The following is a 16,205-nucleotide window of genomic DNA, read 5'->3' on the forward strand; positions in this document are numbered from 1 at the left end:
CGCCCTTATCCGTCACCACAACTCTCCCCGTTGTTGCCGGGAAATGCTCACCAACGTCATTTCAACCACTTGCCACAGGGTAAAAATTGCATCCCAGGGCGCATTTTCGGCACCGAAAACCGGCATGGCTGATGCTCATACAAAGAAGTATCCAGAGGAGGAGAAACGGAGGAACCTGATGCGGTACATGGTCCTTATTCTGAGCCTGATCCTGCCGGCCGGTCTTCCCGGGCACGCCCTGGGCCTCGACCTGTTCTGTTTCAACACCGTCTACCCGTCCTCACGACAGGCCCCGTCCGAACAAACAAAGCCGGTTCCGGATCTGCGCCAACTGCTGCTGTCGTCGCCGCGGACGTCAAGAACGGCTGCCAGACCGGCCGCCGTGACAACCAGCTTTGCTCTGCAGCTCGATGAACGCACTCATTTCGGAATTACATCCTACTCCCCCGGTGGAGGCGATCACCAGGAGGAGGCCGGTCAGGATCCGATTTTCGGCATCGGCCTGAACGGCCTGCTAGACTGACCCCGCGACAACCCAAAACGGCTCCCGGCGTCTTTGCCGGAAGCCGTCCTGTTTGTTTCTCTTGAAGCAACGCAGCAGACGGGTGCGTATCGGCCGCCCTCGCAGAACACCGCGGGGTCGCGGCCCCGCCCGCCGCCTTCCTCTTTTGCCGGCCCAAAAGAGGAAGCAGAAAAGGGCCATCGCCTGCGGCGGGCATGGACACGACCCCTTGCCAGCCATGCAGGTTACAAACCCCACGGCGCTCTCGTAGCCACGCCCGGCAGTGATGGCATGTGAACCTGACTACGCAAAAGGGCAAACAAACGGGGTACTCAGGGGAACTATTAAACCCGAAAGAACATAATCCGTAAAATACCCATTAAACTCAAAAGGAGAGGCGGCATTTCAACCCCCACCACTGTTCCGAGGCGGTCGAGACGTGCGTAACTGCAAGGCGTCTCGCAACTGAAGGAGTGAGGTGTAGCGGCAGCTACTCCGCAGCGACTGATGGTGCGAGCAACGCAGCAGATGCGTGCGTATCGGCCGCCCCAGCACCAATTTCAGCCGCCCTCACTGCTCCCAAAAACCAGTCGGTCCACCATCTCCACCAACTCCGGAATCTGCGGCTTGGTGACATAACCGTCGGCACCGACCTGGTCACACTTGAGCGCCATCTGCTCGTTGATCAGCGACGAGAACATGATCACCCGCAGGTTCTTGAGTCCCATGGTCTCCTTGATCTGCCGGCAGAGGGTCAAACCGTCCATCTTCGGCATCTCGATATCCGAGATGACCAGGTGCAGAACCTCATGCAGGTCGGAACCATGCTTCTCCTTGAGAGCCTTGACAGCGTCACAGCAATCCTTGCCGTTATCGAACACCTGCAGTTGCTCATAGCCTGAAGCCTTCAGTACCCGCTGGATGCCGCAACGGATAATGGCGGAATCCTCGGCCAGCATCAGCAGCTTTTTCCTGCGGGTTTCGGGGGTGGCAACAGCACTGGCCCCCTGGGCATTGTTATAGGCCATGCCGGCCTCGGGATCGATTTCCGCCACCACGTGTTCGAGATCGAGAATCAGGATTTCCCGGTTGTCGATCTGGATGCTGCCGGTAAAACGGGGCTTGTACTGGTCGAGAAAGACCGACATCGGCTGGACCTGTTCCCAGGAGACCCGGTGAATCTGATTGACCCCGTCGACCAGGAACCCGTTGGTCAGGTCATTGAACTCGCAGACCAGAACCACCCGACGGGTATCGGCATCCTCTTCACCGGGCCTGGCCTCAACATGTTTCCTGATATCGATCAGGGGCAGGGTGCGCCCGCGCAGCAGCAGGGTGCCGAGCATCGATTCATGAACATCGGGCAACCGGGTCACCGCGTTCGGATCGTAGGGAATAATCTCCCGCAGTTTCTGGACATTAATGCCGAAGGGCTGGGTGCCGAGATAGAACTCGATGATCTCCATCTCGTTGGTTCCGCTTTCGAGCAGAATCTCTTGCCTGGTCATTTCACTCATGAGAAAGGTCTCCGATCTGGTGGGTATCCCTTCTTCTTATCGCCCTGTTGCCCGTAAGCCTTAAGCTTTTTTTGCTTCGGATCTGTTTTTCACCCCGATGAGTTGCCACTGAAGCATCCCGACAGAAGATGGACTCACCGCGACGGATTATGTTAAATCATGCCGCATGGCCGGCCCCTTCAATCAACTCCCGGAAAACCGCGTCCCGACGACAACCTATCTGCAACGGGTCTATCATCTGCTGTTCGAACATTTCGGCCCGCAGCACTGGTGGCCGGCCGACACTCCTTTCGAAATGGCGATCGGCGCCATCCTCACCCAGAACACCGCCTGGACCAATGTTGAAAAAGCCATCGGCAACCTGCGACGGGCCGACGCGCTGCAGGTTGCCGCCCTGCACGATCTGCCCCCGGATGAACTGCAGCGGCTTATCCGCCCGGCCGGTTTCTTCCGGCAGAAAAGCGAGCGGCTGCAACTTTTCACCGCCCATCTCATCGACAACCATCAAGGGGATATCCGCCGGCTGCTCGCCCAACCCCTCGCCATCGCCCGCGATGAGCTGCTGAAACTAAAAGGTGTCGGCCCGGAAACAGCCGACTCGATCCTGCTCTATGCCGGCGGGCAGCCGAGCTTCGTCATCGACGCCTACACCCGACGGCTTTTCGGCCGACTGGACAGGCTGCCCGGCGACGGCGGCTACGACGACCTGCGACGGATGTTCATGGAGTCCCTCCCGGCATCCGCCGCGATGTTCAATGAATATCACGCCCTGATCGTCATCCTCTGCAAGGAATACTGCCGCAAACGCCGGCCGCTCTGCGGCAACTGCCCCCTGTCGGTCCACTGCCCCGCGGGTTCCATGAACCGATGACACCAGGACATGAATGTGTCATTTGGTAACATTGCCGTCGCACATGTGTCATTCTGTCCTCCGCCAGATCCCATTGCCAACATTGACCCGCCTTGCAAAATTCAATACAACCGTTTGTTTTAAAAGCTTTTTTCAGTTTTAATCCACTACTGTTCAATATTGGCAGCCCCCTTGCAAACCGTATACGGCAACCAGACCAACATCTGCAGTGATCAGCCACACTGCCATCTATTCCGAAGGAGACGTATTCATGGGTAAATCTGTCAAAAATCCAAAGCGGTTCATTATCTCCTGCCGGGTCAACGACCAGGAAATGCAGATCCTCCAGGAGCGCGCCAACCAGGCCGGCACCAACATTTCCAACCTGCTGCGCGACAGCCTCGACATCCCCGAATTCGGCCGACAGCAGATCGCCTGACCCCATGGCGGCCGGACGGCCCGCCCCGTCCGGCCGTGACACGTCCCGCGCGGCTCCTGCCCGACCCGTCCTTCTCCCGTCATCAGACAGCGCCCATCCGGCTTTTTTCCCCGACTTTCTTCCTCTTGCGATACAGCCGCTGTTCTGCTAGTTTAGTGCACTTGATTTGCGCCCACCGAACGGGTGCCCAGGAGCGCCGATATGGACTACAAGCAGACCCTCAATCTTCCCAAAACCGATTTCCCGATGCGCGGCAACCTGCCGAAGCGGGAGCCGGAGATGCTGCAACGCTGGCAGCAGCTCAAGCTCGAAGAGAAACTTGCCGCCGCCGGCAAGGGCAAGCCGACCTTCACCCTGCACGACGGCCCGCCCTACGCCAACGGCCATATCCATATCGGTCATGCCCTCAACAAGATCCTCAAGGACATCATCATCAAGAGCAAGCGGATGCAGGGTTTCCACGCGCCCTACGTCCCCGGCTGGGACTGCCACGGGCTACCGATCGAACTGAAGGTGGATCAGAAGCTCGGCAAGCAGAAACGGGAAATGAGCAAATCCCAGATCCGCAAGGAGTGCCGCAACTACGCCCGGGAATGGGTCTCCATCCAGAGCGAGGAATTCCAGCGTCTCGGCATCTTCGGCGACTGGCAGCATCCCTACCTGACCATGACCGACGGCTATGAAGCGGCCACCGCCCGTGAACTGGCCCGCTTCGCTGAACGCGGCGGACTTTTCAAGGGCAAGAAACCGGTCCACTGGTGTTCTTCCTGCGTCACCGCCCTGGCCGAGGCCGAGGTCGAGTACGCCGATCACAGCTCGCCGTCGATCTACGTCAAGTTCCGCTTCAACGGTGAATTGCCCGATGAATTGCGGGAGGTCGTCGGCGACAAACCGCTCGATTTCGTCATCTGGACCACCACCCCGTGGACCATCCCCGCCAACCTCGGCATCTGTCTCAACCCGGCCCTTGACTATGTGGTGGTCGAAAGCGGCGACGAGCTGCTGGTGCTGGCCGAGGGGCTGAGGCAGAACGTCATGCAGGCCCTCGGGCGCGAGGACGGCAAGGTGATTGCCACCTTCGATGCCGGCCTCTTCGAACGCCAGACCTGTCGCCATCCCCTCTACGCACGCGACTCGCTGATCATCCTCGGCGACCATGTCACCCTGGAGGCGGGCACCGGCTGCGTCCACACCGCCCCCGGACACGGCATGGACGACTACATCGTCGGCCTCAAGTACGGTCTTGAGGTCTACAACCCGGTCGACGACTACGGACGCTACCGCGACGACCTCGAGCTGTTCGGCGGCATGAAGGTCGCCGAGGCCAACGGCGCCGTCAACGACAAGCTGAACGAGGTCGGCGCCCTGCTGCAGGCCTCGAACATCTCCCACAGCTACCCGCACTGCTGGCGCTGCAAGAAGCCGATCATCTTCCGCGCCACCGAGCAGTGGTTCATCTCGATGGAGGCCAACGAGCTGCGGCAGAAGGCGTTGACCGCCATCGACCAGGTCGAGTGGATCCCCCACTGGGGCCGCGACCGGATCTACAACATGATCGAGAACCGCCCCGACTGGTGCATCAGCCGCCAGCGCAGCTGGGGGGTGCCGATCACCGCCTGCTACTGCAGCAAGTGCGGCCATGCCCTGGCCGACGGCAGAACCATGCACCACATCGCCGACCAGTTCGAAGAGGGCGGCTCGGATATCTGGTTCGAGAAGGAGGCGAGCGAGCTGCTGCCGGAAGGGACCGTCTGCCCCGAATGCGGCGGCGATGAGTTCCGCAAGGAAACCGACATTCTCGACGTCTGGTTCGACTCCGGCGTCTCCCAGGCGGCGGTGGTCGAACCGCATCCGCAACTGCAGTACCCGGCGGATCTCTACCTGGAAGGGTCCGATCAGCACCGCGGCTGGTTCCACAGCAGCCTGCTGGCCGCGCTCGGCGCCCGCGACCGGGTGCCCTACAAGGCGGTCCTGACTCACGGTTTCGTCCTCGACCAGAACGGCCGGCCGATGTCGAAGTCAGCCGGCAACGTCATCGCCCCGGAGAAGGTCATCAAGCAGTACGGCGCCGAGATCCTGCGTCTCTGGGTCGCCACCCAGGATTACCGCGATGACAACCGGGTCGGTGACGACATCCTCAAGCAGGTCTCCGAGGCCTACCGGCGCATCCGCAACACCGCCCGCTACATCCTCGGCAATATCCACGATTTTGACCCGGAGACGGACCTGGTCGCCACCGACGACATGCTCGAAATCGACCGCTGGGCGCTGTCGCGGCTGGCAGCGCTGACCGAGCGAATGAAGCGCGCCTACGACGAATACCAGTTCCACGTTCTCTACCATGCGGTTCACAACTTCTGCAGCGTCGACCTCAGCTCTTTCTACCTCGACGTGCTCAAGGACCGGCTCTACACCGCCCCGGCCAAGAGCCTTGAGCGGCGCAGCGCCCAGACGGCCATGTACCGCATCCTCGATGCGATGACCCGCTGGATCGCCCCGGTACTCTCCTTCACCGCCGACGAAATCTGGACCGAGCTGCCGGGCGAGCGGGAAGAAAGCGTCCACCTGGCTGAATTTCCGGCGAGTTTCGACGAGTTGCGGAATCTTGATCTGGAAGAACGCTACAGCCGCCTGCTGCAGCTGCGTTCGGCCATCTCCAAAGCCCTGGAGGAAGCCCGCAACGCCAAGCTGATCGGCCATTCCCTCGATGCCCGGGTGACCCTCGCCGCGGCAACCGGTCCCTGGCGCAAACTGGCCGAGGACTACCGAAATGAACTGGCCACCCTGTGCATCGTTTCCCAGGCGGAGCTGGTGGAAGAGTTGACCGACGGCAAGGCCAGTGACGAGATCCCGGAACTGGTTATCCGCATCGACAAGGCGGAGGGTGAAAAATGCGAGCGTTGCTGGAACTACAGTCAAAGCGTCGGCGAGGAAGAAGCCCGGCCGACCGTCTGCCGGCGTTGCCGTGAAGCCCTGGATGCCTGACGTGCCGCTGCGCTATCGCATCCTGGTCGGCATCAGCCTGCCGCTGCTGCTGCTTGATCAATGGATCAAGTTCTACATCGACCGCAGCTTCGCGCTCTACGAGTCGGTGCAGGTGATCAAGAACTTTTTCAACATTACCTACGTGCGCAATCGCGGCGCGGCCTTCGGCATGCTGGCCGACAGTTCACTGCGCATGCCGCTGTTCATTATCATCGCCATCGTTGCCGGCGGGGCCATTCTCTTTTACCTGCATCGCATGACCGATGAGCAGAAGCTCGGCGCCACCGCCCTGGCGCTGATCTTCTCCGGCGCCATCGGCAACCTGGTCGACCGCATCCGCCTCGGCGAAGTGATCGACTTTCTTGACGCCCACTGGTACGGTCACCACTGGCCGGCCTTCAACATCGCCGACTCGGCCATCACCGTCGGGGTCGGACTGCTGATACTGGACATGTGGCGGGAGGATCGCAGGAAGAAGCGTGAGGACGCTGCCGACTGACCGCCTGCTGAAATTGATCGACATGCCAAGGAGGGATTCATCCATGAAACGCCTGATCGCCTCGGGCCTGCTCATCCTGCTTCTGGCCCTGACCGGCTGCGAGTGCCTCAGCGGCCTCGGCCGTGACATGCAGAAAGCCGGAAACTAGGTCGAACACGAAGCGGATAAACATAAATAGGGGCATTGACAACGCCCCGCGAAAAGAGTATAAACCGTTCTGCCGTACCGACAGGGTACGGTCTGGAAGAAGACGTGTCGGGGCGTAGCGCAGTCTGGTAGCGCACCTGCTTCGGGAGTAGGGGGTCGGAGGTTCAAATCCTCTCGCCCCGACCATTCTTCTTTCCAAAAGCACTTCCCAACCGGGAGGTGCTTTTTGGATTTGAGGGGCTTGAGAGAGGATTTGAAGCGGAGCGAGCGCTGACTGAATGTCAGAGGAGCAGCCAGGGATGGCTGCGGCAGCGAGTGCAGGGGAGCCGACGCAGGTTTGACCGGGAAGGTCGAACCGTAGTGGGCAAATCCTCTCGCCCCGACCATTCTTCTGCAAAAAATTCAAAACAGCCCCACCCCCGAAAAGGGAATGGGGCTGTTTAATTTTACTTCCCGTCGAGAGACCCTGCCGCAGTTCCCCCCTTCACCCAATCACCCCGTTCATGATCGCCGCCAGGGTCAGGCCGGCGGCCAGCAGCCAGAGGCTGACCCCCTGGGCCAGGGGACGGATACCGACATTTTTCAGAATCTCCCGGGTCAGCCCGGCACCGATCAGGAACAGGGTGACCACCAGCGCCTGCCTGGCGATGCCGGCCAGGTTCCCCCAGAGCGAGGCGAACTGCGGCAACAGGGTACGGACCCCGGCGGCAACGATAAAACCGACAATGAACAGCGGTACCCTGGCCTTTCCCCCGGACTTGCTCATCCAGGCCGCGCCCATCACAAAGGGCACGATCCAGATCGCCCGGGTCAGCTTGACCGTGGTACCGGTTGCCAGCGCGGCCTGGCCATAGGCGGCCGCGGCGCCGACGACACTGCTCGTGTCATGGATCGCCAGCCCGGCCCAGATGCCGAACTGGTGCTGGCTGAGATGCAGCAGGTGGCCGAAGAACGGGAACACCAGCAGGGCCACCGAATTCAGGGTGAAGACCGTCGCCAGCGCCAGCGCCGCTTCATCATCCCGAGCCTTGATCACCGGCGACATGGCGGCGATGGCGCTGCCGCCGCAGATGGCGGTGCCGAAGGCGATCAACGCCGAGGTGTTTTTCTCGGTCCGGAAAAAACGCCCCAGCAGCAGGCCGACCAGCAGGGTCAGGGTAATGCCGATGATCGAATAGACGATCGAACTGCGACCGACCTGCCATACCTGCCCGAGGCTGAGACCGAAACCGAGACCGACCACCGAGATCTGCAGCAATTTGCGACTCCAGTCCGCTGACATTTCAGGCCAGGGATTGCCGAGCAGCAGGCTGAACAGGATTCCGGCAATCAGGGCATGGGCGGTACTGATCATCGGCAGGGCACAGACCGCCAGCAGGGCCAGGAAGAGAATTCTTTTCACATTGGCTGTCGTCATCCGACATCACTCCTTGGCATCTTTTCTTCCATTGAACAAACAATCTTCTTCGGCTGTAAAAAAAATAGGCTTCCCCTTATCCTAAGTCCAATATATATTTCTTTAGAGAAATATCAGTTAAATTGATAAGGAGTCCCGATGGCCATCACCCTCAGGCAACTGGAAGTGTTCGTCGCGGTGGCGCAGGAAGGCAATGTCACGCGCGCCGCCGAGGCGTTACGGATCTCGCAGTCGGCGGTCAGCATGTCGCTGGCCGAGCTGGAACGGCTGCTGGGAGAGAAGCTGTTCGATCGGCGGGGGAAACGTCTGCTGGTCAATGACCAGGGGCGGGTGATGATCCCCAAGGCGGTGGATGTGCTTGCCCGCGTGACAGAAATCGAAACCACTTTCAGCGGTCCCGACGACCGGCTCGCGGGCCTGCTGAGGATCGGCGCCAGTTCCACCATCGGCAACTACCTGATGCCGAGGATACTGGGAGACTTCACCGCGGAACATGCTGAAGCCCGGCTCTCCCTGGATGTCGGCAACACCGAACAGATCGTCCAGGAACTGCTGCATTTCAACATCGACATCGGCTTCATCGAGGGGTTCTGTCACCAGACGACGATCGAAACCATCCCCTGGCGCCAGGACCACCTGGCGATCCACGCCGGCGCCGACCACCCGCTGGCCAAAAAGAGGAACATCTCTGTCGATGACCTGATGGCGGCCCGCTGGATCCTGAGAGAGCAGGGATCAGGCACCCGGGAAGTGTTTGAAACGGCGCTGGCGGGAAAACTGGGGAACATCCGCGTTTACCTGGAGTTGGGCAACACCGAGGCGATCAAGGAGGCGGTGGAGGCGGGGCTCGGCATCAGCTGCCTATCCCTGCTGGCAACCCGCAGGGCCCGCCGGAGCGGCGCCCTGGTGGCGCTGCAGACCCCGTTCCTTGACCTGCGGCGCAACTTCTACCTGCTGCTGCACGGCGAAAAATACCGCACCAGGCTGCTGCGACGGTTCATGGCCTTCTGCGCCCCGGCGGACAACAGCTCAACCTCGTTTTCTCCTTGACAGCGGCCCTCCTTCCACCGTATTGATTTGACACAATTTTGTCTGTCCACCGGTGCCCGAGAGGGCCGTGACGCTGACTTAAATCGGCGTCACGAGGGAAGTGGGGTGCAAATCCCCCGCGGACCCGCCGCTGTAAGCGAGGACGAAGGGCCGATAGACCACTGATCCCCGAGGATCGGGAAGGCGGCCCGGAGGATGATTCGTGAGCCAGAAGACCTGCCGGCCGGACCCCCCACAGGAACCTCCCCGGGATGGGAGGGTGGATAAAGCGGCCCTTCAAAAACGAGAAGCCCGTGCCCTCTGCAACGAGTGCGCGGGCTTCTGCTGTTTTTGCCCTTTTTTTACTCTCTTCACAACCCAGGGACCAGCCCTGCGCCGGTGCGTCGGTCATCGGCCGGGAATCAAGCAGGAGGAACCATTTGATGAAGAGAAGTTGTCTTGCCCTGGCGCTCGGACTAAGCATGCTGAGCTCTACCCCGGTCCCGGTTCGCGCCGCGACCCTCGACCCGGTGGTGGTCACCGCAACCCGCAGCGCCCGGCCAAAATCACAGCTGGCGGCCTCGGTGACGGTGATCACCGCTGATCAGATTGCCGCCACCGGTGCCACCCGCCTCGATGAAGTACTGCGCAATGCCGTCGGCCTGCAGACCACCAGCAGCGGCCCGGCCGGCGCCATTGCCACCCCGAGCATTCGCGGTTCGGAAGGCGCCCAGGTGCTGGTGCTGCTCGACGGCATCCGCCTCAATTCACCGCAGAACGGCCAGTTCAACCTCAGCAACCTGCCGGTAGCACTGAGCGAGATCGAGCGGATCGAAGTCCTGCGCGGACCGGCCTCGGCCCTCTACGGCACCAACGCCCTGGCCGGGGTCATCCAGATCTTCACCCGCACGCCCGATACGGAACCGCAAACCACGCTGAGCTGGAGCGAAGGCCGTTTCGAAACCCGCGACCTGAGTTTTTCCACCACCCGCAGAAAAGACAACATGCGCTACCGCCTCGGCGCCGGGCTGGACCGCTCGCAGGGCTACCGGACCAACTCCGACCTCGACCAGACCAACCTGGAGGGGATGCTCGGCTTCGATCTCGGCGGCGGTTACGACCTCAGCCTGTCAGGCTTCTATCTCGACAAGGAGAACGGCGTACCGGGTTCGACCGCCTGGCCCAGCCCGCAGGCCCGGCAACAGGACAAAAACACCCTCGCCGCCCTGACCCTGACCGGCCCGGCCGGTCCCCTGGCAATCACCCTCCGGCAAAGCTATGAACGGCGCCGCAACGACTACCGGGATCCGGGCGGCTGGACCCCGGTCGACGACACCCATATCGTTGAAACCTTCGGCACCGAGTTGTCGGCCGCCTGGCAGAGAGGTGCGCACAATATCCTGTTCGGCGGCGACTTCTACGATGACAAGCTTGACTCCACCGCCAGCGGCAACCACGATGAGAACCGCTGGTCGCTGTTCGGTCAGGACCAGATCGAAATAACCTCCCGGCTCAGCCTGCTGCTGGGCCTGCGCTACGATGCCCACTCCGAGTTCAACAATGAGTTGAGCCCGCGGGCCGCGGCCCTCTTCTCGCTGACCGAGAGCACCCGCCTGCGGGCCTCGGTCAGCCGTGCCTTCCGTGCCCCGACCCTCAATGACAGATACTGGCCGGCAACCAGCTTCGCCAGGGGAAATCCCGACCTCGATCCGGAAACCGCCTGGGAATATGAACTGGCCCTCGATCAGCAACTGGGCGACCGCGGCGAGCTCACTCTGGCGGCCTTCCGGCGTGACGCCAAGGATCTCATCGACTGGCGCGCTGACAGCAGTTTCGTCTGGAGCCCCGTCAACGTCAACGAAGCCCGCATCTGGGGCGCCGAAATGGAGCTTGACCTGCAACTCTGCGAACTGCTGAAAAGCGGCGCCAACTACACCTACCTCTATCCCAAGGACCGCGCCACCGACCGTTTCCTCGACAACAAGGCCCGCCACCAGGTCCATCTCTTCCTGGAAGTCGGTCCGGTCAAGGAAGCCCGGCTGCGCCTTGACGGCCGCTATCTGAAGTACTATGCCGACGCCACCCGCGACGGGACCGGCTACGTGGTGCTGGATGCCAGCTTCTCCCGGCCCTTCGTCCTCGACAACGGCATCACCTTCGACGCCCGGATTACGCTGAAGAACCTGCTGGACAAGGATTACGAGGAAAACAGCGGCTATCCGATGCCGCCGAGGGAACTGTTCGCCGGCATCACCACCTATTTTTGAGGGAGGGAAGACGGTGGTGCCGGGGCGGTCGATACCCGTTTCGGCCGCCTTGGAACGTTAGGGGGCTGATATGCCGCCACGGGGGGTACGGTATATTCTTTCGGGTTTTCATGGTTCCCCTGTGTAGCCCGTTTGTTTGCCACCCTGCGCAGACAGGTTCACGTACCACCACTGCCGGGCGTGGCCACGGAAGCGCTGCAGGTTTCGTCATCTGTATGGTTGCAAGGGGCAGTGTCCATGCCCGCCGCAGGCGATGGCCCTTTTCTGCTTCCTCTTTTGGGCCAGCAAAAGAGGAAGGCGGCGGGCGGGGCCGCGACCCCGCGGGGTACTGCGAGGGCGGTTGAGACGCACCCGTCTGCGGCGTTGCACTCAGCCTTCAACGGTAGTGCTGGGGGAGGGATAGAACCTTCCTCCCGTGGAAGCCACTGAACGGAGGGGACGACCGGCGGAAACAGAGACATGAATGTCTGAGGCGCTGGCGGGCGCCCCCGCCGGTTTGGGGTTTTGGGGTGGCACTGGAGGGGCGTCCGGCGGACGCCCCCCCGGTATTTACAGCATCATTTTACACACCCCCCCGTTTCCGCATATAATAATCCCCCCGGATGGACCGGGAAAAAACCGAGGTCTTCGTGAAGCACATCCTCTCCCTCAGCCTGCTGCTCTGTTTTCTCCTTTCGCCGCTCACGGCCGGGGCCGCGGTCTGGACCGATGCCATGGGGCGCCGGGTCGAAATCCCGGACCACCCGCGGCGCATCGTTTCGCTGGTGCCGGCGGTGACCGAGATCCTCTTTGCCCTCAAGCTTGATGACCAAATCGTCGGTGTCACCCGCTTCTGCGACTGGCCGCCGGCCGCACTGGCCAAACCGAAGGTCGGCGGCTATTCCAACCCCAACCTCGAAGCGGTGCTGCTGCGGCAGCCCGACCTGGTCTTCATCTCCGCCGACTCCGCCAGCCCCGCCCTGCTGACGCGAATGGAAGGACTCGGCCTGACCGTCTATGTCGTCTACCCGCGCGGCATCAAACAGACCATCACCATGATCCGCAATATCGGCCGGGTCACCGGCGCGGCATCCCGCGGCGAACAACTGGCCGGGAAACTGGCGACCACCGTCGCCCGGGTCGAAAAAGCGGTGGCCGGGCTGCCCCGCCCCCGGGTGCTGTTCTGCGTCATGACCCGACCTTTGACCGTGGCCGGCCCCGGGACCCTGGTCGGCGACCTGATCGAGGCGGCCGGCGGTGAAAATGTCGTGGCCGCCGGTGTCAGCCGTTATCCGACCTGGGGCAGCGAGGCGCTGCTGCTGGCCGACCCGGATCTGATCGTGGTCTCTCCGCATCCCGGCACCCCCAACCCGGCCGACCTGTTCTCGACCTGGCCGGAGTTGACGGCGGTGAAAACCGGTCGCGTTGTCAGCGTCAACCCCGACTGGGTCCATCGCCCCGGACCACGCCTCGGCCTCGGGCTGACCGCCCTGGCGGCAGCCTTTCATCATCTCAACCCCGCCTCGCTGCGGGTGGAGGAACGGCCATGAAGTCCCGCTCTACCCTCGGCTGGCTGCCGATCCTGACAGCCGCCCTGGCGGTTGCCCTGCTGCTGTCGCTGCTGGCCGGTTCGCTCACCCTCTCACCGGCGGAACTGCTGGCGGTGCTGCTGGGACGGGCGGAATCACCGACCCATGCCGCCATCGTCCTGAAAATCCGCCTGCCACGGGCATTGCTGGCAGCGCTGGTCGGTGCCGCCCTCGGCGCTTCAGGGAGCGCGTTCCAGGCAGTGCTGCGTAATCCCCTGGCCGATCCTTATATCCTCGGTGTCTCCGGCGGCGCCGCCCTCGGCGCGGTGGCGGCGTTGACTCTCGGCTTCAGCTCGCCGCTGCTGCTGCCCGCGGCGGCCTTTGCCGGAGCCTGCGGCGCGCTGCTGCTGGTCTACTGGATCGCCCGCGCCCATCGCGGCTCACCCCACACCCTGATCCTCTCCGGGGTGATGGTCGGCAGCCTGGCGTCGGCACTGCTGTTGTTCCTGCTCTGGATGGCGCCCGCCGACCCGGTGCGGACCGCGGTCTTCTGGCTGGCCGGCAACCTCGCCCTGGCCGATGTCGGCTGGCTGCCCTGGGCCGCCCTCTGGACGGGACTCGCCTTCTGCGGTCTCTGGGTCCAGTCCGGCGCCCTCGACCTGCTGACCCAGGGGGAGGAAACCGCCGCTGATCTCGGCCTCGAAGTCGGCCGGGCCCGGCTGCTGCTGTTTGCCGCCGCCGGGGCGCTGACCGCCGCCGCGGTCGCCCTGGCCGGACTGGTCGGTTTCGTCGGCCTGACCGTCCCCCACGTGGCCCGGCTGCTCTGGGGGTCATCCCACCGCCACCTGCTGCCCGCTTCAGCCCTGCTCGGCGCCGCCTTCCTGGTGCTGGCAGACGCCCTGGCGCGGACCCTGCTGGCCCCGGCGGAAATTCCGGTCGGGGTGGTCACCGCCCTGCTCGGCGCGCCCTTCTTCCTCTACCTGCTGCGCCGGCAGCAAGGGAGAGACGAATGATCCGGCTTGAACAGCTGCATTTTTCCTACGGCCGCCGGCCGGTCCTGAAAGGTCTCGATCTGCGGATTGAAGAGGGTGAAATTCTTGCCGTTCTCGGGCCCAACGGCTGCGGCAAATCGACCCTGCTGCGGCTGCTGCGCGGCGTCCTGGAACCGGCGTCCGGAAGGGTTCTCTGGCGGGGGCGGGAGGCCTGTCGACTGGGCCGCAGGGCAATGGCGAAACTGGCGGCGGTGGTCCCCCAGTCACCACAGATTCCCTTTCCCTACCCGGTCGGGGAACTGGTGGCGATGGGACGCTTCGCCCACCGCTCCGGGCTCTCCGTCGCCACCTCCGCCGACCGCAGGGCGGTGGAAAAAGCCCTGGCGCTGACCGATACCCTGCAGCTGGCCGAACGGCCGGTCACCGACCTGAGCGGCGGCGAACTGCAGCGGGTGCTGCTGGCGCGCGCCCTGGCCCAGCAGTCACCGGTGCTGCTGCTCGACGAAGCGACCAGCCATCTCGATCTTGATCACCGGCTGGAAATCGCCGAACTGCTGGTGCGCCTCAACCGGGAACAGGGCACCACCATCATCCAGGTCTCCCACGATCTCGACCTGGCGGCTGAAACCTCCCGGCGCATCCTGCTGCTGGCCGACGACGGCACCCCGGCGGCGCTCGGCACCCCGGCCGAAGTCTTTACCCCCGCCAACCTGCGCCGGGTGTTCCGGGTCGAGGTGCGGGTGGAACGCAACCCCTACAGCGGCGCGCCGCGTGCCTACCCGGTCGCGCGCCGCGAAAGAAGCGGCCTGAGCTTTCCTCGAATACACCTGCTCTGCGGCGGCGGCAGCGGCGGCGAGCTGTTGCGCCGGCTGCACCTGAGCGGATGCGAACTCAGTGTCGGCCCCCTCAACCGGGGGGATTCCGACCAGGTACTGGCAACGGTTCTGGACCTGGAGACAGTCCTGGAAGAATCCTTCTGCCCGATCGGTAAAACCGCCCTCAAGGCGGCCCGTGAACTCTGCGACCGGGCCGAGGCGCTGGTGATCGCCCCGACTGTCTGGGGACCGGGCAACCTGCCGCTGCTGGAACTTGCTCGCCATACCCTGGAACGAAAGCGGCCCGTGCTGCTGGTCGATCCCCGCGCCGAACGGGACTTCACGGGAGGGCACGCCTGGGAACAGATACAGGCGCTGAGAAAGGCAGGCGCTGAGACAGTTGACGATACCGAAGCGACTCTCGCCAGGCTCCGGCACCCTGGCCCGGCAAACCAGAGGACCGGCAACCGGCAGCAAACTCCTGATTCAGGTTGAGATTTACCCCCCGTCATGCTAGGAATCTTATTGGGAGAGTCGCAACCGTGATTCCCCGATCATGAACTCTCGGATTCAGGTTCCAACAACCATGCTGACAACCTTCTTCATTCTCATCGCCGCCTACCTGGTCGGCGCCATTCCGACCGGGGTGATCCTCACCCGCCTCACCGGCGGCGAGGATATCCGCAAAACCGGCAGCGGCAACATCGGCGCCACCAATGTCTACCGCACCGCCGGCCGCAAGCTCGGCATCATCACCCTGCTCGGCGACGCCCTGAAAGGGCTGCTGCCGGTGCTGACGGTCAGCCTCTGCTTCCCGGCCGACACCACCCTCATCGCCCTGACCGCGGCGGCCTCCTTCCTCGGCCACTGCTACCCGGTCTATCTCGGCTTCAAGGGCGGCAAGGGAGTCGCCACCGCCCTCGGCATTTTCCTGGTGCTCTCCCCCCTGTCGGTGCTGCTCGCCGTCTTCATCTTCGCCGGGCTGGTCTGGAAAACCCGCTACGTCTCCCTCGGCTCGATCAGCGCCGCGGCCGCCATGCCGATCTGCATTCTGCTGCTCGGAAATGATACCGCCATCTTCACCGGCGCCCTGTTCATCAGCGCCATCATCATCTGGCGGCACCGCGAAAACATCGACCGGTTGATTCGCGGCAAGGAAAACAGGTTCAAGGCGTAAGTTCCATGAGATGTGAGATGTGAGATGTGAGATGTGAGATGTGAGATGTGAGATGTGAGAT

The 16,205-nt window shown here is 62.9% G+C and carries 14 protein-coding genes, 1 tRNA gene and 1 riboswitch; of the genes, 13 read left to right on the forward strand and 2 right to left on the reverse strand.

The features are described from left to right. Nucleotides 1–178: 178 nt before the first annotated feature. On the forward strand, nucleotides 179–523 hold the full coding sequence (locus tag B5V00_RS15555; RefSeq protein ID WP_085011725.1) for a hypothetical protein: 345 nt from the start codon (nucleotides 179–181) through the stop codon (nucleotides 521–523). A 539-nt stretch (nucleotides 524–1,062) separates the two neighbouring features. Here B5V00_RS15555 and B5V00_RS15560 read toward each other — a convergent pair. Then, nucleotides 1,063–2,019 carry a chemotaxis protein CheV gene (locus B5V00_RS15560; RefSeq protein WP_085011726.1) on the reverse strand — a complete coding sequence of 319 codons (957 nt, stop codon included), beginning with the start codon at nucleotides 2,017–2,019 and terminating at the stop codon, nucleotides 1,063–1,065. A 166-nt stretch (nucleotides 2,020–2,185) separates the two neighbouring features. On the opposite strand from B5V00_RS15560, the gene B5V00_RS15565 reads away from it, so the two are divergent. The 6 genes from B5V00_RS15565 (at nucleotide 2,186) to B5V00_RS15585 (ending at nucleotide 7,125) form a co-directional block, all read left to right on the forward strand. Then, nucleotides 2,186–2,890: an endonuclease III domain-containing protein gene (locus B5V00_RS15565; protein WP_085011727.1), complete on the forward strand. Its 705-nt coding sequence runs from the start codon at nucleotides 2,186–2,188 to the stop codon at nucleotides 2,888–2,890. A gap of 250 nt (nucleotides 2,891–3,140) precedes the next feature. Further along, complete coding sequence (locus B5V00_RS15570) at nucleotides 3,141–3,308, forward strand: plasmid mobilization protein (protein WP_085011728.1); 168 nt, start codon at nucleotides 3,141–3,143, stop codon at nucleotides 3,306–3,308. A gap of 201 nt (nucleotides 3,309–3,509) precedes the next feature. After that, nucleotides 3,510–6,293, forward strand: a complete 2,784-nt coding sequence (ileS, locus tag B5V00_RS15575; RefSeq protein WP_085011729.1) for an isoleucine--tRNA ligase — start codon at nucleotides 3,510–3,512, stop codon at nucleotides 6,291–6,293. Further along, complete coding sequence (lspA, locus tag B5V00_RS15580; protein WP_085011730.1) at nucleotides 6,286–6,792, forward strand: signal peptidase II; 507 nt, start codon at nucleotides 6,286–6,288, stop codon at nucleotides 6,790–6,792. Before ileS ends, lspA begins: the two co-directional genes overlap by 8 nt. A gap of 43 nt (nucleotides 6,793–6,835) precedes the next feature. After that, complete coding sequence (locus tag B5V00_RS17655) at nucleotides 6,836–6,940, forward strand: entericidin EcnAB (RefSeq protein WP_216355500.1); 105 nt, start codon at nucleotides 6,836–6,838, stop codon at nucleotides 6,938–6,940. A 108-nt stretch (nucleotides 6,941–7,048) separates the two neighbouring features. Next, nucleotides 7,049–7,125: transfer RNA gene (locus B5V00_RS15585), tRNA-Pro, on the forward strand. A gap of 298 nt (nucleotides 7,126–7,423) precedes the next feature. On the opposite strand, the gene B5V00_RS15590 is transcribed toward B5V00_RS15585, so the two are convergent. Beyond that, nucleotides 7,424–8,356 (reverse strand): YeiH family protein, encoded by a 933-nt coding sequence (locus tag B5V00_RS15590; protein WP_085011731.1) that lies wholly within the window; start codon nucleotides 8,354–8,356, stop codon nucleotides 7,424–7,426. Between the two features lie 138 nt (nucleotides 8,357–8,494). On the opposite strand from B5V00_RS15590, the gene B5V00_RS15595 reads away from it, so the two are divergent. The 6 genes from B5V00_RS15595 to plsY all read left to right on the forward strand — a co-directional run bounded on the left by B5V00_RS15595 (nucleotide 8,495) and on the right by plsY (nucleotide 16,144). Next, nucleotides 8,495–9,406 (forward strand): LysR family transcriptional regulator, encoded by a 912-nt coding sequence (locus B5V00_RS15595; protein WP_085011732.1) that lies wholly within the window; start codon nucleotides 8,495–8,497, stop codon nucleotides 9,404–9,406. A gap of 33 nt (nucleotides 9,407–9,439) precedes the next feature. After that, nucleotides 9,440–9,641: riboswitch (cobalamin riboswitch) on the forward strand. A 226-nt stretch (nucleotides 9,642–9,867) separates the two neighbouring features. Then, nucleotides 9,868–11,652 (forward strand): TonB-dependent receptor plug domain-containing protein, encoded by a 1,785-nt coding sequence (locus B5V00_RS15600; protein WP_172399783.1) that lies wholly within the window; start codon nucleotides 9,868–9,870, stop codon nucleotides 11,650–11,652. A gap of 629 nt (nucleotides 11,653–12,281) precedes the next feature. Continuing rightward, a complete protein-coding gene (locus B5V00_RS15605; protein ID WP_172399784.1) occupies nucleotides 12,282–13,181 on the forward strand; it encodes an ABC transporter substrate-binding protein in 900 nt (299 codons plus the stop codon). Beyond that, nucleotides 13,178–14,173 (forward strand): FecCD family ABC transporter permease, encoded by a 996-nt coding sequence (locus tag B5V00_RS15610; RefSeq protein ID WP_085011735.1) that lies wholly within the window; start codon nucleotides 13,178–13,180, stop codon nucleotides 14,171–14,173. Before B5V00_RS15605 ends, B5V00_RS15610 begins: the two co-directional genes overlap by 4 nt. Further along, nucleotides 14,170–15,462 (forward strand): ABC transporter ATP-binding protein, encoded by a 1,293-nt coding sequence (locus tag B5V00_RS15615; RefSeq protein WP_085011736.1) that lies wholly within the window; start codon nucleotides 14,170–14,172, stop codon nucleotides 15,460–15,462. The genes B5V00_RS15610 and B5V00_RS15615 overlap by 4 nt, the downstream gene beginning before the upstream one ends. A gap of 91 nt (nucleotides 15,463–15,553) precedes the next feature. Further along, nucleotides 15,554–16,144, forward strand: coding sequence for a glycerol-3-phosphate 1-O-acyltransferase PlsY (gene plsY, locus B5V00_RS15620; protein ID WP_085011737.1), 591 nt, complete (start codon nucleotides 15,554–15,556; stop codon nucleotides 16,142–16,144). The last annotated feature ends 61 nt before the right edge of the window (nucleotides 16,145–16,205 follow it).

Source organism: Geothermobacter hydrogeniphilus (assembly GCF_002093115.1).
GTDB lineage: Bacteria > Desulfobacterota > Desulfuromonadia > Desulfuromonadales > Geothermobacteraceae > Geothermobacter_A > Geothermobacter_A hydrogeniphilus.